Origin of the sequence: Klebsiella sp. CN_Kp100, assembly GCF_040065315.1 — a bacterium.
Taxonomy (GTDB): domain Bacteria; phylum Pseudomonadota; class Gammaproteobacteria; order Enterobacterales; family Enterobacteriaceae; genus Klebsiella; species Klebsiella oxytoca.
The window spans coordinates 47744-66692 of the sequence record NZ_JBEAIJ010000046.1 but is presented as its reverse complement, the minus strand read 5'-3'; the positions used below and the strand labels follow the sequence as shown (position 1 = coordinate 66692).

The following is an 18949-nucleotide window of genomic DNA, read 5'->3' as shown; positions in this document are numbered from 1 at the left end:
GACAAGCGCTTTCGTCAGGAAGGGAACCCGCCGCCGGACAATACCGGGGCGGGTTGAGCTGGTGCTAAAACGCAAAGCAGGAGCAGCCGAGTACGCCCCAGAACGCCTGCTCATCGGCAACCGGAATCGCCGACTGGCGCGCAATATCATGCTGATGCCCGTGTACGCCGCAGCTGCCGCAGCACTGGTGCATCTGAACTATCGCGCCGATTTTCGCGGCGGTCGGCGGCGCGGAACGGTAATGACCCGGCACCTTCACCACCGGTGACCACTCTGGCAGCACCGGAATGGGCGGCGGCGCCAGCGGCGAAAAGTGGCCGGCGGCGTACACCACCTTGCCGTCAACGACCGTCAGTACCGACTCGATCCCCTTAATTTCCTCTTCCGCGACGCTGAAATAGTCTTTCGACAGCACCACCAGATCGGCAAGCTGGCCTTGTTCAATGCGCCCTTTCTTACCCTGCTCGCTTGAGAACCACGCGCTTCCCGCCGTCCACAGCTCCAGCGCCACGTCGCGCGGCAGGCGGTTGCTGTCGTCGTACATCGCCATTCCGCCGACGGTACGTCCGGAAACCAGCCAGTAGAGCGCGGTCCACGGATTGTAGCTCGCCACGCGGGTAGCATCCGTCCCCAGTCCCACCGGAACGTCCAGCTCGAGCATTTTCGCCACCGGCGGCGTATGTTTGACCGCATCTTTACCGTAGCGGTCGACAAAGTATTCGCCCTGGAAAGCCATACGGTGCTGAACCGCTATGCCGCCGCCCAGCGCTTTGACGCGTTCGATATTGCGTTCGGTGATGGTTTCCGCATGATCGAAGAACCAGTGCAGACCATTGAACGGAATTTCGCGATTTACCTTCTCGAAGACGTCGAGCATCCGGCTGATGGATTGATCGTAGGTGGCGTGCAGGCGGAACGGCCAGCGGTGCTCTACCAGGTGGCGCACCACCCGCTCCAGCTCATCTTCCATTCCCTCCGGGAGGTCCGGACGCGGCTGCAGGAAATCTTCAAAATCCGCCGCCGAGAAAACCAGCATCTCCCCGGCGCCGTTGGCGCGGTAAAAGTCGGTGCCCTGTCCCGGCTTGAGCATATCGGTCCAGCGCTCAAAATCTTCCAGCTCCTGCTTAGGTCGCTGGGTAAACAGGTTATAGGCGATCCGCACGGTCATCTGCTCTTTGGCGTGCAGCTGTTCAATAATTTCATAATCTTCCGGGTAGTTCTGGAAACCGCCTCCAGCATCGATAGCGCTGGTTAGCCCCAGACGATTCAGCTCGCGCATAAACTGGCGCGTTGAGTTGACCTGCAGTTCCAGCGGTAGCTTCGGCCCTTTGGCCAGCGTTGAGTAGAGGATCATCGCGTTGGGTTTGGCAATCAACATGCCGGTAGGATTACCGTTGCCGTCGCGAACGATCTCGCCGCCCGCCGGATCCGGCGTCTCTTTGGTGTAGCCCACCGCCTTCAGCGCCGCGTGGTTCAGCAGCGCGCGATCGTACAGGTGCAGGACAAATACCGGGGTATCCGGCGCCGCATCGTTAAGCTCCTCGAGCGTCGGCATCCGCCGTTCGGCGAACTGAAATTCGCTCCAGCCGCCGACCACCCGCACCCACTGCGGCGACGGTGTGCGATCGGCCTGATCTTTCAGCATCCGCAGCGCATCCGCCAGCGAGGGAACCCCCTCCCAGCGTAGCTCCAGGTTGTAGTTCAGACCGCCGCGGATCAGGTGCAGGTGGGAGTCGTTAAGACCGGGGATCACCGTATGACCTTTAAGATCGATAATTTGCGTCCCTTCCGCGGCAAAGCTCATGATCCGATCGTGGCTACCGGCGGCGAGGATTTTACCGTCAGCGATCGCCACCGCATCGGCCAGGGGGTTTTGACGATCGAGAGTATGAACCCGACCGTGGGTCAAGATCAGTGTGGCAGTTTGCGACATAACGTTCTCCTACAGGAGGCTGGCTCAGTTTTTCTTTAACCAGCCAGCAAACAGACGGGTCACGATGGGCATCCAGAACCAGACCACCAGCGCGACCACACAGGCATCATTGATGAGGTGCAGCAGCAGGCTTCCCTTCAGCGAGGGCAACAGCATTCCGGTTATCGACGGCACCAGGTTAGTACTGGGGAAAATCACCAGCAGGGTGATTAAAAATTGCTTCCAGCGTCGCGGTTGGCGCACATTCGCCGCAGGCGGCGTAAACCAGAAGGCCGGTTCAGTCCGGACTTCGGTACGATCGCCTTCGCTCAGCAGCGGTGCGATTTCCGCCACCAGTTCGCACCGGGTTTCCGACTGGGTCCAGGCGTAAAGATGCTCAATGGTGTCGAAGCGAATGATAATGCTCCATAAATTCTGCCCGGGAGCCGGGCGAATCACGTTTGCGCCAAGATGACCGGGAAATTCAGCCGCAATCGGCATAATTTTGCCCAGCCACGCTTCATACCGTTGGCCATGCTCCGGGTCGAGCACATGACTGATAACCAGGGTCACCGATTTCTGCTGCGCCATTAAGAGTTCCTTGCTTCAGGGGAATGGCGGGCTATCCCCGCCATTAGCCATAAACAACAATGCACAAAATCGTTCATGCTGCCTCGAGGCGGGCAAACGAAGCCAACAAAGAGGCAGCTTGAAGGATGAAGTGTATTTAAGCTTTACGCTCTGGCGCGCCATGCACCATCGTATAAGCGTAATCCACGCCCATGCCGTAAGCGCCGCTATGCTCGCGCACCAGATCCATCACCGCGTCATAGGTCTCTTTACGCGACCAGTCGCGCTGGTACTCAAGCAGCACCTGCTGCCAGGTCACCGGCACCGCACCGGCCTGCACCATACGGTCAATGGAGCGTTCGTGGGCATCAACCGAGGTGCCGCCGGAGGTATCGGTCACCACGTAAACTTCATAGCCCGCATCCAGCGCCATCAGCGCCGGGAACGTCAGGCAGACTTCAGTCCACAGAGCAGAAATAATCAGTTTCTTGCGTCCGGTCGCCTTTACCGCTTCAACAAAAGCCGCGTCTTCCCAGGAGTTCATCGAGGTACGTTCAATGGGTTTCACATCAGGATGGACGGCCAGCAATTCCGGCCAGATATAGCCGCTGAAGCTTTTGGTTTCGACGGAAGTATAAATTACCGGGACATTAAAAATTTTGCCTGCTTTGGCTAAAGCAACCGTATTATTTTTCAGGGTCTGGCGGTCAATATTTGCCACACCAAAAGCCATTTGTGGCTGGTGGTCAATAAAAATAAGCGCCGAGTTAGAGGGATCGATCAGTTCACGAATAGACATAACATATCCTGTTAATCAATGAGTTAAAAAGATACTACCGTTGCCGTTGAGCTGTCTGGATCCTGACTGATAAAGCATGGTGAGTATAGTCAGTAATTTCTAACGAGTTATTAAAGATTTTTTTCTAATTTATTTCCAAATCGAAAAGTTATGGCGATTAGATTAACCATTACAAAACGAGCAAAATTATGTTTATCAAATTTTTACGGTTAACCGTTCTAAATTATTCACTGGAATTGAACAGGGCGCTCCGGTAAAACGGAGGCACTCATTTTTACCGGAATCTGACGCATGCGCCTGAATCTTGATGTCCTGTTAATTCTCGACGCGCTGGACAAACATGGCTCTTTTGCCACCGCCGCCGAATCGCTATTTAAGACCCCAGCGGCGCTGAGCTACATGATCCAAAAGCTGGAAAACGATCTGAATATCACTCTGCTGGATCGCTCCGGCCACCGGGCTAAATTTACCGATACGGGCAGAATGATGCTGGAGAAGGGTCGATTGCTGCTGAATGCCGCTAAGGATCTGGAAAAGCAGGCAGTGCAGCTCAGCGCCGGTTGGGAGCGGGATCTGGCTATCGCGCTGGATGACTCTTTCCCGTTTAGCGCGCTGCTGCCGCTGATCGATGCTTTCTACGCCCAGCACCCGCAAACCCGGCTTAACTTTACCCACCATACCCTCGCGGGCTCGTGGGAAGAGCTCACCCACAACGGCGCGGATATTATTCTTGGGGCGATCAATGAACCACCAACCTCCGCCGAGTGGTCGTGGAAAATGCTCGGCGCCATGGACAATATTTTCGTCATCGCGCCGGGGCACCCGCTGGCGCAAACGACCCAACCGCTGACCAACAAGCAGCTCAGCCTGCACCGCGCGGTCGTGATCAGCGACAGCGCCCGCTACTGTCATCCGCTCAACAGCAACCTGCTCGACGAACAGCCGCAAATCCGCGTGGATGATTTCGCCAGTAAAGTTGAACTCTTGCGCGCCGGGCTGGGCTGCGGCTTTTTACCGCGCCATATTGCCCGGCGGTGGCTGGAAAGCGGCGAGCTGGTCGAAAAGGCCGTCATCTCGTGCCGCGAGAAAGATATCACCTATATGGCCTGGCGCAGCGGTAATGACGGACTGGCCCAGCGCTGGTGGCGCGAGGCCATTTTGCAGAGCGAGAGCCTGAGCCAGCTCTATGACTAACGGCTAAACCACACGCTGGCGGAGATCGCTGGCAGCGTCAGCACGCTCTCGTGCAGATCACCGGCGCCCTCTTTCAACTGCCAGCCGTGAACGTCAAGCAGCGGCGAATCTTCTACCACCACCTCGCAGGCCGCGCCGCGGTTAATCGCCACCAGCACGCGCTGTTGCTTATAGACTCGCACGAACACCACCACGTTCTCTTCAGCATAGATCACCTGACAGCCGCCGTAGCGTAGCGCCTGATTAGCCTTACGCAGTTTGCTCATGCGCTTGTACAGGTCGAGCAGTTCGCCATCCTGCAAAGCCGGATCCCACGGGAAGGGTTTACGGCAGAACGGATCGTTATTGCCATCCACGCCCACTTCATCGCCGTAGTAGATGCACGGTACCCCAGGCCAGCTGAACAGCCACACCACCGCCAACGGCAGACGCGCAACATCTTTACCCAACAGAGACTTAAAGCGCGCGGTATCGTGGCTATCAAGCTGGTTGAACATCCGCAGCTGCTGCTGATGCGACAGTCCGGCACGATAGTTGTCCATCCACGCCATGCAGGTTTGCGCATCGATTTTCTGCGGGTCGTAGGAGATATCGGTATTGGCGAGAAAGCCCCATAGCGGGAAGGTAAAGCCGCGGTAGTTCATCGCCGAGTCTTCTACGTCGGCCTGTAGCCACTGGCGCGCGTCGCCGAAATGCTCCCCGAACACGAAGGCTTCCGGCCGCTCCTGCTTCGCTGCCTGGGTAATGCCGGCGATATGGCGCAGGTTATTACGCGCCCCGCCGTCTTCACCGAGCATATGCACGACATCCAGCCGCCAGCCGTCCATGCTCCACGGCGCTTTCAGCCAGTGGCGCACCACGCTATCTTCTCCACCATAGATCTCATCGATCAGCGTCGCCGACCGGTAGTCGAGCTTAGGCAGACTGGCATATCCCAGCCAATCGTGGGCAATGCCCTCGGGAGAAAAATTATACCAGTCGCGCCACGGCGAATCGGCGTTGTGGCAGGCGCCGCCGCTACCGCGCTGATGGCGGTCGAACCAGGCATGCGAATCGCCGCTGTGGTTGAACACGCCGTCCAGGATCAGGCGTATCCCCTCTTTTTGCGTGTTGTGACGCAGGCGCAGCAGCGCCGCATCGCCGCCAAACTGCGGGTCAACGCGACGGTAATCCTCGGTATCGTATTTATGCACGCTGGGAGCGACAAATACCGGGTTCAGATAAAGCGCCGTGACGCCAAGCTGCTTCAGGTACGGCAGTTTTTCGCTGATCCCATCGAGATCGCCGCCGTAGAAGGTAGAGCCGCCCGCCTCGCCGGTTAGCGGCTCATCCCACGCCTTGCGCACAATATCGTGACCGGCGGCATGGTGGTAATAAACGTTATCCTGCCCGGCGTCGCGTGACTGGCTGCGGGCGAAGCGGTCAGGGAAGATTTGGTAAAACACCTGATCGGCCACCCACTGCGGCCCGCTTTCCGGCATATCAACCGCAAACTGCTCCAGCCGCGCCGGCGGAAAACGATTGAACCCCTGCGGTGTGAACCACAGCTGGCGGTCGGCCCACAGCAGCTTGAAGCTGTAGCGGCGACGCGGTAGCCCGTTGACGAGGCTGATTTCCCCGCGCCACGCCACCACGCCCGGATGCGGTTCCTGCCGCAGGCGGCGCATCGGCAGCGACAGCTCCTCGTTATCTTCTTCCGCGCGTAGCGTGACCCGCGGCGGCAGATCCTCGCCGCTTAACCATAGCGTGATAATCAGTCGTTCCGGCTGCTCCTTAATAAACGGAGCAACCGGGAGGTGCCATGCCTTCAACATCATTATTCCTCTCTTTGCAGAATGGGCACACCTTGCCATAGCGTACTGGCGTATGACTCATCGTCGGCAGAATTATTGGGGGAGGATGGCGGGGGTGGAGGAACGGCTTGCCGGATAGCCCGTGCGTATCCGGCAAGAAGAGAACGAAAAGGACTAGGCTTTCGCCAGCTTACGCTCGCGGCGAGTTTTAAACTGCCAGCCAATCAGTAACAGAATAATCCACGCAAAGCCCACGTACAGCGAGATGCGCGTGTCAGGATGGTAGCCAATCAGACCGATAATAAAGACCAGGAATAGCAGGCCAATCACCGTGGTCGTTACTCCACCTGGCACCTTAAACTTCAGCGCCTTCGCCTCTTCCGGCGGCAGACGGCGACGGAAGGCGATCTGCGACAGCAGGATCATAATCCACACCCAGACGGTGGCGAATGTCGCCAGGGAGGCGATCACCAGAAAGACGTTCTCCGGCATAATGTAGTTAAGGTAAACGGCGAACAGCAGCGCGATAGTCATTACCATCACGGTTACCCACGGCACCCCGCGACGGGACGTTTTGGTAAACATCTTCGGTGCGCTGCCCTGCTCCGCCATACCGTGCAGCATACGCCCCACGCCAAAGACATCGGAATTAATCGCCGACAGCGAAGCGGTCAGCACCACAAAGTTCAGGATGCTGGCGGCAAAGGTAATACCCAGATGCTGGAAGGTCAGAACGAAAGGACTGCCGTTGGTTCCGACCTGGTTCCACGGATAGATAGACATAATCACGAATAGCGTACCGACGTAAAACACGAGGATACGCATCGGCACCGAGTTAATGGCGCGCGGAATGGATTTCTCCGGATCTTTCGCTTCACCGGCGGTGATGCCGATGATTTCAATCCCACCGTAGGCGAACATCACCATCTGCAGCGACATCACCATCCCCAGCCAGCCGTTGCTGAAGAAGCCGCCGTTGCTCCACAGGTTGTGGATACCCGTCGGCTGCCCGCCGTTGCCGATCCCCCAGATAATGATGCCGAAACCGGCGAGGATCATGATGATAATAGTGGCGACTTTGAAGAAGGAGAACCAAAACTCCAGCTCGCCGAAGACCTTGACGCTCATCAGGTTGACGGCGCAGATAATCAGCACCACGCTGAGTACCCAGATCCAGTGCGGCACCGCCGGGAACCAGACCCCCATATAGATGCCGAAGGCCGTGACGTCGGCTATGGCGACAATCAGGATTTCAAAACAGTAGGTCCAGCCGGTGATATAGCCCGCCAGCGGGCCAAGGTAATCCTGGGCATAGCGCGAGAACGAACTGGCGGCCGGGTTGTGTACCGACATTTCGCCCAGCGCGCGCATAATAATGTAGGCCGCGACGCCGCCGATAATATAAGCCAACAGAACGCTCGGCCCCGCCATTTTAATCGCGTCAGCCGAACCATAGAAAAGGCCGGTGCCGATTGCCGACCCCAGCGCCATAAAACGAATATGCCGGGTACTTAGCCCGCGCTTAAGCTTGTTACTACTTTCCATCGTGTTCCATGCCGTTTTTCTCCTCTGGCCTTCGCGGGGGCAAAGCACCGGGGAGGATGACCAAAAAAACAAAAAACCACGGGACCTGAAGTCCCGTGGTTAAACACCTGTGTAAAGCGTCGGTTAGTGCGCGCTGGAGGCCACCTGACGCCCTGCTGCGCGATCCCAGATAACGGCCAGAATCACCATCACGGCGCTTGGCATCAGCCACGCCAGCCCTTGCTCCGCCAGCGGCAGGCGCGCGGTCCAGGATGGCAAAATCTCTGCAAACGCCGACGCTTTAATGCCGTCAATGATACCAAACATCAGGCTGATAAACATTGCCGGGGCAATAACGCGGGACGAATTATGCCACCAACTACGGGTAAAGCTTAATACCACGAGTGCGATACACGGCGGATAGATAGCCGTCAGCACCGGAATCGAAATCTGAATCAGGTGGCTCAGGCCAAGGTTGGAAACCGCCATCGAAAACAGGCCAAGGATAAAGACCAGCGTACGATAGGAGAACGGCAGATACTGGGCAAAAAACTCCGCACAGGCGCAGGTCAGGCCTACCGCCGTCACCAGGCAAGCGATGAAGATCAGCGCTGCCAGCAGGAAGCTCCCCGCGCCGCCGAAGGTGTGCTGGACATAAGCGTGCAGAATCGCCGCGCCGTTAGCGGACTGCTCCACCAGCGTGCCGCTATCGGAACCTAAACGGAACAACGCCAGATACAGCAGCGTCAGGCCCACGCCGGCCATCAGGCCAGCCCAGACGGTGTAACGGGTCAGCAGGCGGGCTTCGGTCACGCCGCGAGAACGCGCCGCGTTGACAATCACGATCCCAAAGACCATCGCCCCAAGGGTGTCCATGGTCAGATAGCCGTTGACGAAGCCGTTGGAGAATGGCGCGGTACGGTAGGCTTCCATCGCGTGGCTCAGCGGACCGGCTGGCCAGACGATCGCCGCAACGGCGAGAATAATCAGAGCGATGATTTTCAACGGCGCGAGGAAATTCCCGACGGTGTCCAGCAGCTTGCCCGGATAGAGCGAAACGAGGATCACCAGGGCAAAATAGATAACGCTATAAATCAGCAGCGGCAGCGGGCCGTCGCCGGTCAGCGGAGCAATCCCCACTTCAAAAGAGACGGTGGCGGTACGCGGAGTCGCAAACAGCGGCCCAACGGCAAGATAGCAAACCACCGCCAGCAGGATACCGGCAACTTTACCAATCGGCGTGCTCAGGCTCTCTACGCCGCCGCCGACTTTCGCCAGCGCCACAACCGTTAGCACCGGCAGACCCACGGCGGTAATCAGAAAGCCAATAGCCGCGGTCCAGACGTGTTCGCCGGCCTGTAAGCCAACCATCGGAGGAAAGATAATATTGCCTGCGCCGACGAACAGCGCGAAGGTCATAAAGCCCAACGCAATGATGTCGCGAGATTTTAACTGATGGGTCATAAATTCATTACAGCCTGTGGATGTGGTGTTGTAAAAACGGATAAATACCGCGCCTTTCCCCTGGGGATGATACAGCGGCCATTGTCAGTAAACTCAGCGGGATATGCTCCCAAAGCGGCGTGGAAAAGAATTGTTTTTTGAATTACCACGCAAAAACAGTCTGTCTGCGACCGTAGGGGGGCAATTTAAACGCTTATAACGTTTTAAAGCAAGGAGGGATCGCAAAAGCAGATGATTATGCTGACTCTATTTTAATACGTAGAATTATTTACCTGATGGATGGAAAACATCTGGCTTATCATGCGAACAAAAAAGCAGCTAACGTTCGTTAATTACTCAACTTCGATTTTACTGCAAACGAAAATGACCAGCCGAAGCTGGTCATTGGCAAGTTATGCTGACACCCACATGCAGGCGTTCAATTTTTGGCAATTAAACGTTCCGGTAGCAGGAAGCTAAAGCGGGTGCCTTTACCCAGCGTACTCTCAATTTCGAGGCGGCTATCGTGATGGCTGACCGCATGTTTGACAATCGCCAGCCCCAGACCGCTGCCGCCGGTCTGTCTCGAGCGCGCTTTATCCACCCGATAGAAACGCTCGGTCAGGCGCGGAATATGTTCCGGCGCGATGCCCGGCCCGTTATCTTCGACGCTGAACATTGCCCCGTGCGGCGCTCGCTGCCAGCTTACGGTAATATCCGTTCCCGGCGGCGTATGATTGATCGCGTTATACACCAGGTTGGAAATCGCGCTGCGCAACTGTTCTTCATTACCCAGCACTTTCAGCGATTCATCAACCGAAAAATGCAGCGCATGCTTCTGCTGGCTTAGCGTTTGCGCTTCGCGCTCAACGACCCGCAGCATCATCGGCACATCGATTTTATCGTTCATCGCCAGGACGGGCGCGGCTTCGATTCGCGACAGCGTCAGCAATTGTTTCACCAGGCCTTCCATTCGCTGAGTTTGCTCGCGCATGGTGTGCAACGCTTTTTCGCGCGTCCCCCCTTCCAGCACCTGCTCCTGCATCATCTCCAGATACCCCTGCAGCACCGTCAGCGGCGTACGCAGCTCATGGCTGACGTTAGCGAAAAAGTTTCTCCGCGCCCCTTCCAGCTGGTGCATCTGCGTAACATCGCGCGCAACCATCAGCAGCTGTTTATCGCTGTAGGGCATCACGCGAATCTCCAGATGGCGACCGTTATTCAATACCAGGTTGAGCGGTTTAGAAAAATCCCTGTATTTCAGGTAATTGGCAAATTCAGGATAGCGCAAGAGGTTAAGGATGTTCTGCCCGTTATCGTCAGGCCAGCGCAGATTCAGGATCTGCTGCGCCAGGCCGTTACACCAGAACATCGCGCCTTCTTCGGTGGTCAGCACTACCGCATCCGGCAGAGACTCCGCCCCGCTGCGAAAGCGCTTAATCAGGTTGCCCAGCTCACGGCGACGCTTTTTATTACGCATCTGCATTTGATGCAGTCCGTACAGCAGCGGCTCCCAGCTGCCACTACCCGGCGGAGGCGTCATGCTGCGGTCAACCCACAGCCACCATGACAGGCGCATCAGATTCCAGAAATGCCAGATAAGAAGACCGGTCACTGCCGCCAATAAAAACCACGGCAGATGACCTAAAAACGCCCCAAGGATCAGGGCCGGGATACAACACAAGAAAAGCTCAAGCGCCAGCCTTTTCCATGACAGCCGTTCCAGCACGGTTCACACTCCTGTCAACATTCAGAATCGGGCGGAGAAACGATATCCCGTACCGCGAACCGTTTGTACCATCCGGTCATGGCCGCTATGTTCCAGCGCTTTGCGCAGACGGCGAATATGCACGTCTACCGTTCTGTCTTCGACATAAACGTTGGTTCCCCAGACGTGATTCAGCAGCTGTTCGCGGCTATAAACCCGTTCCGGGTGGGTCATAAAGAAGTGTAATAGTTTAAACTCCGTCGGCCCCATATCCAGCGGATTTTCACCGGTCATGACCCGATGCGAAGAGGGGTCGAGGCTCAGCCCCTGCATTTCAATCACCTCTTCCACCGCCATCGGCGAAATGCGCCGCATCACGGCTTTAATTCGCGCCACCAGCTCTTTCGGGGAAAACGGCTTAGTGATGTAGTCATCGGCACCGGTCTCCAGACCGCGGACGCGATCTTCCTCTTCGCCGCGGGCGGTGAGCATCACCACGGGAATATCGCGGGTCATCGCTTCACGCTTGAGCTGTTTAATAAACTGCAGACCCGACCCACCCGGCAGCATCCAGTCGAGGAGGATCAAATCCGGCCAGGGTTCATTGAGCTGATTAACCGCGCTGTCAAAATCTTCCGCCTCGACGGGCTGAAAGCCGTTTTGCTCCAGAACAAAGCAAACCATCTCGCGGATTGGAGCTTCATCTTCAACGACCAGAATTCTTCTCGCCATTATTTACCCTGTATTTTTTAGCCATCAGTATAGAAGTGCGCGGCCATTATGCGTCAGATTTATGACAGATTTATGAAAAAAATGACCGCCGGATGAACGCGGATTTCGAATTGTGACACGGACTTATCGCGCCTGAGAGCAGTCTTATCCCCGTAATAATTCGGCTTGCTTAAAGGCAGCAAGGGCGTAAGTCCCAAAAAAGAGATAACGATGCGACTGGGTGGGCGCGGGTAGCCAACGCATAAGCAACTTGAAGGATGACGGGTATATAATGCCGCTTTCGCTTTTACGCTATGGAACAACTATGCGCATCCTTCATACCTCTGACTGGCATCTTGGGCAAAATTTTTACAGCAAAAGTCGCGCCGCCGAACATCAGGCGTTTCTCGACTGGCTGCTGGCCAGCGCGCAGGAACATGACGTCGATGCCATTATTGTCGCGGGCGATATTTTTGATACCGGCTCCCCGCCGAGCTACGCGCGCGAGCTGTATAACCGGTTTGTCGTTCAGCTGCAGCAAACCGGCTGTCGGCTGGTGGTGCTGGCGGGCAACCATGATTCGGTCGCCACCCTCAACGAGTCGCGAGACATTCTTGCGTTCCTTAAAACCACGGTCGTGGCCAATGCCGGCCACGCCCCCTTTATTCTGCCGCTGCGCGACGGTTCGCCGGGGGCGATTTTTTGCCCGGTGCCGTTCCTGCGCCCGCGTGAACTGGTAACCAGCCAGGCCGGGCACTCCAGCGGCGAAAAGCAGCAGCAGCTCCTGAGCGCCATCAGCGACTATTACCAGCAGCAGTACCAGCAGGCCTGCGAACTGCGCGGCGACCGGGCGCTACCGATTATCGCCAGCGGCCATTTAACCACCGTCGGCGCCAGCAAAAGCGACGCGGTGCGCGAAATCTATATCGGTACGCTGGACGCCTTTCCGGCGAGCCGTTTTCCGCCTGCCGACTATATTGCGCTCGGCCATATTCACCGTGCGCAGGTGGTGGGCGGCTGCGAGCATATCCGCTACAGCGGCTCCCCCATCCCGCTGAGCTTTGATGAAACAGGGAAAAATAAAAGCGTCAATCTGGTCACTTTTACCCACGGGCGTCTGGCGGATGTCACGCCGCTTATCGTTCCCGTCACCCAGCCGCTGGCGGTGCTAAAGGGCGATTTCGCCAGCATTAGCGAGCAGCTAAACCAATGGCAGGATAGCGCCCTGCAGCCCGCAGTGTGGCTGGATATCGAAATCACCAGCGACGAATATATGCATGATATCCAGCGTAAAATTCAGGCGCAGACCGAAACGCTGCCGGTGGAAGTCCTGCTGGTGCGCCGCAGTCGCGCCCAGCGCAACCGCATTCTGGCCGGCGCTCAGCGAGAGACCCTCAGCGAACTGCAGGTGGAGGATGTCTTCGCCCGCCGTCTGGCGCTGGAAACGCTGGAAGCCGCGCAGCAGCAGCGCCTGGAACAGCTTTTTAATGAAACGCTGCATAGCCTGAACGGTGAGGATCGCCTGTGAAAATACTCAGCTTACGCCTGAAAAACCTCAATTCACTGAAAGGTGAATGGAAAATTGATTTCACCGCTGAGCCGTTCGCCAGCAACGGTCTGTTCGCGATTACCGGGCCGACCGGCGCCGGAAAAACCACGCTGCTGGATGCTATCTGCCTCGCGCTCTATCACGAAACCCCGCGCCTGAGCAGCGTGTCGCAATCACAAAACGATCTGATGACTCGCGACACCGCCGAATGTCTGGCGGAAGTGGAGTTCGAAGTCAAAGGCATCGCCTATCGCGCCTTCTGGAGTCAGAACCGGGCGCGAAACCAGCCGGACGGCAACCTGCAGGTGCCGCGCGTCGAGCTGGCGCGCTGCGAGGATGGCAAAATCCTCGCCGATAAGATCAAAGACAAGCTGGAAATGACCGCCTCGCTCACCGGCCTGGACTATGGCCGCTTCACCCGCTCGATGCTGCTATCGCAGGGGCAGTTCGCCGCCTTCCTGAATGCTAAACCGAAAGAGCGCGCCGAGCTGCTGGAAGAGCTGACCGGTACCGAAATTTACGGCCAGATTTCCGCGCAGGTCTTTGAAAAGCATAAGCAGGCCCGCGTCGAGCTGGAGAAAATCCAGGCTCAGGCTTCCGGCGTCCTGCTGCTAAGCGACGACCAGCAGCAGGCGCTACAGCAAAGTTTGCAAGCGCTTACTGATGAAGAAAAACAGAAGGTTAGCGAACAAAGCCGTCTGCAAAATGCCCGTCAGTGGCTGGTACGCCGCGCAGAGCTGACAGCAGAAGATCTGCAGGCGCAGAGCGCGCTACGCGAAGCCCAATCTGCGCTGGAGCAGGCGCAGCCGCAGCTGACCGTGCTGCTGAATGCCCAGCCTGCAGAGCACTTACGTCCACAGTGGACGCGTCAGCAGGAACAAACCACCGCGCTGGCGCAAACCCGTCGCCTGAGAGAAGAAGTAAATACTCGCTTACATGAAAGGCTGCGACGGCGAGCGGGGATTCGCCTCGCCGCCCGCCAGCAGTCTGAACGCCTGCAGAGCCACCAGCAAACGCTCTCCGCATGGCTAAAAGAGCATGACCGTTTTCAGCGGTGGGGCAATGCGCTGGCGGGCTGGCGGGCGGCTTTCCAGCAGCAGACTCGCGATACCCAGCAGCAAGCCGCCCTGCAGCAACGTCTGGCGGAAACCCGTCGCAGACTGGCAGACCTGCCGCCCGCCGGGCTGACGCTGGATGCCGAACAGGTCAGCGCCGGGCTGGCGCAGCACGCCGCGGCTCGCGCTCTGCGCCAGCAGCTCTCAGCGCTACATAGTCAACTTCAGCCTCTGGGCCAGCGCCTGATGCAGCTCAACGCCGCCGGGCAGGCCACCAGGCAGGAGCAGGAAAAACTGGAAGCGATGCTGGCTCAGCGCCGTCAGGCTTATAAAGAGAAGAATCAGCAGCTGAGCGATGTGAAAGCCCTGTGCGAAATGGAAGCGCGCATTGCCGGTCTTGAGGCCGAGCGTGCTCGCCTGCAGCCCGGTACCCCATGTCCGCTCTGCGGTTCCGCGCAGCATCCGGCCGTCGCCGAATATCAGGCGCTGGTTCCCGGCGTTAATCAGGCGCGGCGCGATGCGCTGGAGCGCGAAGTTAAACAGCTGGCGGAGGCTGGCGCCCTGGTGCGCGGCGAGCTGGACGCCCTGATTAAGCACCAGCAAAAAGAGGCGGCTGAGAAAGCATCGCTTCTGCAGCAGGAGCAAGCGCTTACATCACGCTGGCAGGAGACGATCGGCGGATTAAATATCGACCTGACGCCAAAGGATGATATTCCGGGCTGGATAAATGCGCAGCAGGAGCATGAACAGCGGCTCTATCAGCATCAGCAGCGTCTGGCCTGGCAGGCTCAGCAGCAGGAGTGCCAGCAGCAGCTTCAGCAGCTACAGCAGGAACAAGAGCAGCGCAGCGCCGCGCTGGCGGCCGAACTGAGCGCCTTTAGCCTGAGCCTACCGGCTGCAGAGCAGACCGCGAGCTGGCTGGCGCTGCGGGAAGAAGAGACCCGCAGCTGGCAGGCCAAACAGAATGAACTGCTCGCCCTGCAGGAACAGCTCCAGCAGCTGACCCCGCTGCTGGAGGCCTTACCGGAAACGGACTTAGCGGCAGAACCCGCGCCGCTCGACGGCTGGCGTCAGGTGCACGATGACTGCCTCGCGCTCCAGAGCCAGTGGCAAACTCTGGGGCAGCAGGAGAGCCAGCAGCAGGTTCAGTTGAAAGAGAGCGAAGCGCAGTTCAGCGCAGCGCTGGCCGCCAGCCCCTTCGCGGACCGGCAGGCATTTCTCGCCGCGCTGCTTGATGAGGAAACGCGCCAGCGTCTCGAAAACCTGAAACAGACGCTGGAGAGCAGGCTACAGCAGAATCAGGCGCTGGCGCTACGGGCTCGCGAAGCGCTCGATAACCACAGCCGGCAGCCGCCGGCGGAAATGGACTTCAGTCAGTCTCTTGAGCAGGTGCAGGAACAGCTTCAGCAGCTAACGACGCTGCTGCGGGAAAACAGCGCCCGTCAGGGAGAGATTCGCCAGCAGCTGAAACAGAATGCAGAAAACCAGCAGCGTCAGCACGCTTTACGCCAGCAGATGGAGCGCACCGCGCAGGAAGTGGAAGACTGGGGATGGCTGAACTCGCTTATCGGCTCCAGGGAGGGCGATAAATTCCGTAAATTTGCCCAGGGCCTGACGCTGGATAATCTGGTGTGGCTGGCCAACCATCAGCTTAATCGCCTGCACGGTCGCTATCTGCTGCAACGTAAAGCCAGCGATGCCCTGGAGCTTGAAGTGGTCGACACCTGGCAAGCGGACGCGGTGCGCGACACCCGGACCCTCTCCGGCGGCGAGAGTTTCCTCGTAAGCCTCGCGCTGGCGCTGGCGCTCTCCGACCTGGTGAGCCATAAGACGCGAATAGACTCGTTGTTTCTTGATGAGGGCTTCGGCACGCTGGATAGCGAAACCCTCGATACCGCGCTGGATGCGCTGGACGCGCTCAACGCCAGCGGCAAGGTTATCGGCGTCATCAGCCACGTCGAGGCGATGAAAGAGCGCATTCCGGTGCAAATTAAAGTTAAAAAGATCAACGGGCTGGGCTATAGCCGCCTGGATAAAACCTTCGCCGTCGAGTAATGTTCTCCCTCCGCACCTGCCTTCAAGACCTCTCCCACGGGAGAGGTCGCTCCGTTGTCCGGGTCAGAAATTCACGATACATCTTGATATCGCACGAACACGCATGATAAGTTCAATTAAATTGCTTTAATGATGAAAATCAGGCTAATTCATGCATGAAAACGCGTTCATTATCGTCATCGCATCATTTCGTGCAAAAACGTGCATCGATAACTTTTCTGACGGGCGAACTGCGGCCTCCGGCAGCATCGTCCCATCCCCTCTGGCCCATTAAGAAGGTCTTAACCATGAAAAATTTACTAATTTTGATTGCCGGCCCGGTACGCAGCGGCACTCACAATCGCGCGGAACTAATCGACGCTAACCTGAACAATATGGCCCAGGTTGCGCTACGCGTTTATCAGAAAGGACATATCCCCGTGGTCGGCGAATGGCTGGCTCTCCCCATTGCCAAAGCCGCGGGCTCCACGGAAATTGGCGATGCGATTAGCGAGGAATATCTCTACCCCGTCGCTCACCGCTTAATTAGCCGCTGTGACGCTATTTTACGCCTGCCGGGCGAATCTCGCGGCGCGGATCTGGATATTGAGGAAGGCAAAAAAATGGGGCTGTCGATTTATTACAGCCTGGAGGAGATCCCGGACCGATAATCCGCAGGGTACCCGCTGCACCGTTCAGGCCGCGCAGCGGGTTGAAGATTACAGCGGCCACAGCCAGGCCGCGCCGCGCACGCCGCTGGAGTCCCCGTGCACCGCCCGGCGAATCGGCGTCTCGCATTCACCGCCGAATACCCATGGTTTTAGCAGATTCGGCACCGTTTGATAGAGACGATCAACGTTGCTCATTCCCCCGCCAAGCACAATGACGTCCGGATCGAGAATGTTGACCACGTGAGCCAACGACTTCGCCAGCCGCATCTCGTAGCGGCTCAGCGCCAGTTCCGCCACCGGATCCTGCTCGCTGACGCGCTGCATAATCTCGCTGCCCTTTAGCTGGTGGCCGCTTAACCGCTTGTAATCGATAGCAAAGCCGGTGCCGGAAATAAAGGTTTCGATACAGCCCTGTTTACCGCAGTAGCACGGTACTTCAGCGCGATAGCGCAGTTCATCCTCATCCATCCACGGCAGCGGATTGTGTCCCCACTCGCCCGCCGTGCCGTTGCCGCCAATATGGGCGCGTCCGTTAAGCGCCACGCCTGAACCGCAGCCGGTGCCAATGATGACTGCAAATACCGTTTGCACCCCGGCCGCCGCGCCGTCGACCGCTTCCGACACCGCGAGGCAGTTGGCATCGTTGGCCAGACGCACTTCACGTTGCAGGCGCTGGCAAAGGTCTTTATCAAACGGCTGGCCGTTGAGCCACGTTGAGTTGGCATTTTTAACTACGCCGGTATAAGGCGAAATCGAACCGGGGATGCCGATGCCGACCGTGCCGCTCTGCCCGGTAGCCTGCTCGGCCATCTCGACCAGCGAGGCTATCGTCTCTATCGTCTGGCGATAATCCCCCCCTGGCGTAGGCAGGCGGTGGCGAAATAGCTGCTCTCCCTGGTCGCTCAGCGCGATGACTTCCGTTTTGGTCCCGCCTAAATCAATCCCAATGCGCACTGTGAATTCCTCTCCCGATTAACAATGCAAGCATAGCGACAATTCGCTATCATGCCCGCTGGATTTAACGACAAAGCCGTGGAAATTATCATGCTGTGGTTCAAAAATTTAATGGTTTATCGTCTCAGCCGCGACATTTCCCTGCGCGCCGAGGAGATGGAAAAACAGCTGGCCGAGCTGACATTTACCCCTTGCGGCAGCCAGGATATGGCCAAAACCGGTTGGGTTCCGCCGATGGGCTCACACAGTGATGCGCTGACCCATACGGCAAATGGCCAGATAGTTATCTGCGCACGTAAAGAAGAGAAGATCCTGCCGTCTCCGGTGATCAAACAGGCGCTGGAAGCAAAGATCTTCAAGCTGGAAGCCGAACAGGGCCGTAAGCTGAAAAAAACGGAAAAAGATTCGCTGAAGGATGAAGTGCTTCATTCCCTGCTGCCGCGCGCCTTTAGCCGCTTCAGCCAGACCATGATGTGGATCGATACCGTCAACGGGTTGATCATGGTGGACTGCGCCAGCGCCAAAAAAGCGGAAGATACGCTGGCGCTGCTGCGTAAAACCCTGGGCTCGCTGCCGGTTGTTCCGCTGGCGCTGGAAACCCCGATCGAACTCACGCTGACCGAGTGGGTGCGTTCCGGTACCGTGGCTCAGGGTTTCCAGCTGCTGGATGAAGCCGAGCTGAAAGCGATGCTGGAAGATGGCGGCGTGATCCGCGCGAAAAAACAGGATCTGGTCAGCGATGAGATCGCTGTGCACATTGAGGCTGGTAAGGTGGTGACCAAGCTGGCGCTCGACTGGCAACAGCGCATTCAGTTCTTAATGTGCGATGATGGTTCGATTAAACGTCTGAAGTTCTGCGACGAGCTGCGGGACCAGAATGAAGATATCGACCGGGAAGATTTCGCTCAGCGCTTTGACGCGGACTTTATTCTGATGACCGGCGAACTGGCCGCGCTGATTCAGAATCTGGTAGAAGGGTTAGGCGGCGAAGCGCAGCGCTAATCGGGTAAATTCCTTCCTGCCTGCGCAGGA

The 18949-nt window shown here is 57.6% G+C and carries 14 protein-coding genes; 5 read left to right on the top strand and 9 right to left on the bottom strand.

Translation table 11 applies throughout. The features are described from left to right. Positions 1–64: 64 nt before the first annotated feature. The 3 genes from ABLV12_RS21240 to ABLV12_RS21230 form a co-directional block, all read right to left on the bottom strand. A complete protein-coding gene (locus ABLV12_RS21240) occupies positions 65–1933 on the bottom strand; it encodes an amidohydrolase (RefSeq protein WP_348867308.1) in 1869 nt (622 codons plus the stop codon). Between the two features lie 24 nt (positions 1934–1957). Further along, positions 1958–2503, bottom strand: a complete 546-nt coding sequence (locus ABLV12_RS21235) for an antibiotic biosynthesis monooxygenase (protein WP_160885676.1) — start codon at positions 2501–2503, stop codon at positions 1958–1960. A 136-nt stretch (positions 2504–2639) separates the two neighbouring features. Then, entirely contained in the window at positions 2640–3281 is a 642-nt protein-coding gene (locus ABLV12_RS21230; protein ID WP_004099407.1) for a hydrolase, read from the bottom strand. A gap of 291 nt (positions 3282–3572) precedes the next feature. On the opposite strand from ABLV12_RS21230, the gene ABLV12_RS21225 reads away from it, so the two are divergent. Beyond that, positions 3573–4475: a LysR family transcriptional regulator gene (locus ABLV12_RS21225; protein WP_004099406.1), complete on the top strand. Its 903-nt coding sequence runs from the start codon at positions 3573–3575 to the stop codon at positions 4473–4475. Here the strand turns inward: ABLV12_RS21225 and malZ are convergent. The 5 genes from malZ to phoB all read right to left on the bottom strand — a co-directional run bounded on the left by malZ (position 4472) and on the right by phoB (position 11675). After that, positions 4472–6289, bottom strand: a complete 1818-nt coding sequence (malZ, locus tag ABLV12_RS21220; protein WP_335269555.1) for a maltodextrin glucosidase — start codon at positions 6287–6289, stop codon at positions 4472–4474. The two genes, ABLV12_RS21225 and malZ, sit on opposite strands and share 4 nt — an antisense overlap. 153 nt (positions 6290–6442) lie before the next feature. Further along, positions 6443–7813 (bottom strand): proline-specific permease ProY, encoded by a 1371-nt coding sequence (gene proY / locus ABLV12_RS21215; RefSeq protein WP_023320421.1) that lies wholly within the window; start codon positions 7811–7813, stop codon positions 6443–6445. Positions 7814–7936: 123 nt separating this feature from the next. Then, a complete protein-coding gene (brnQ, locus tag ABLV12_RS21210) occupies positions 7937–9256 on the bottom strand; it encodes a branched-chain amino acid transporter carrier protein BrnQ (RefSeq protein WP_348867307.1) in 1320 nt (439 codons plus the stop codon). Between the two features lie 418 nt (positions 9257–9674). After that, positions 9675–10964, bottom strand: coding sequence for a phosphate regulon sensor histidine kinase PhoR (gene phoR, locus ABLV12_RS21205; RefSeq protein ID WP_023329353.1), 1290 nt, complete (start codon positions 10962–10964; stop codon positions 9675–9677). 21 nt (positions 10965–10985) lie between these two features. Further along, on the bottom strand, positions 10986–11675 hold the full coding sequence (gene phoB, locus ABLV12_RS21200; protein ID WP_004099401.1) for a phosphate response regulator transcription factor PhoB: 690 nt from the start codon (positions 11673–11675) through the stop codon (positions 10986–10988). 304 nt (positions 11676–11979) lie between these two features. On the opposite strand from phoB, the gene sbcD reads away from it, so the two are divergent. The 3 genes from sbcD (at position 11980) to ABLV12_RS21185 (ending at position 16963) form a co-directional block, all read left to right on the top strand. Beyond that, on the top strand, positions 11980–13182 hold the full coding sequence (gene sbcD / locus ABLV12_RS21195; protein WP_017146527.1) for an exonuclease subunit SbcD: 1203 nt from the start codon (positions 11980–11982) through the stop codon (positions 13180–13182). Then, complete coding sequence (sbcC, locus tag ABLV12_RS21190; RefSeq protein ID WP_064399062.1) at positions 13179–16313, top strand: exonuclease subunit SbcC; 3135 nt, start codon at positions 13179–13181, stop codon at positions 16311–16313. Before sbcD ends, sbcC begins: the two co-directional genes overlap by 4 nt. 287 nt (positions 16314–16600) lie before the next feature. Continuing rightward, on the top strand, positions 16601–16963 hold the full coding sequence (locus tag ABLV12_RS21185; RefSeq protein ID WP_004110968.1) for a hypothetical protein: 363 nt from the start codon (positions 16601–16603) through the stop codon (positions 16961–16963). A 48-nt stretch (positions 16964–17011) separates the two neighbouring features. On the opposite strand, the gene mak is transcribed toward ABLV12_RS21185, so the two are convergent. Further along, a complete protein-coding gene (mak, locus tag ABLV12_RS21180; RefSeq protein WP_348867306.1) occupies positions 17012–17917 on the bottom strand; it encodes a fructokinase in 906 nt (301 codons plus the stop codon). Positions 17918–18007: 90 nt separating this feature from the next. Between mak and rdgC the strand changes: the two genes are divergently transcribed. After that, positions 18008–18919 carry a recombination-associated protein RdgC gene (gene rdgC / locus ABLV12_RS21175; RefSeq protein ID WP_004099396.1) on the top strand — a complete coding sequence of 304 codons (912 nt, stop codon included), beginning with the start codon at positions 18008–18010 and terminating at the stop codon, positions 18917–18919. Positions 18920–18949 lie beyond the last annotated feature (30 nt).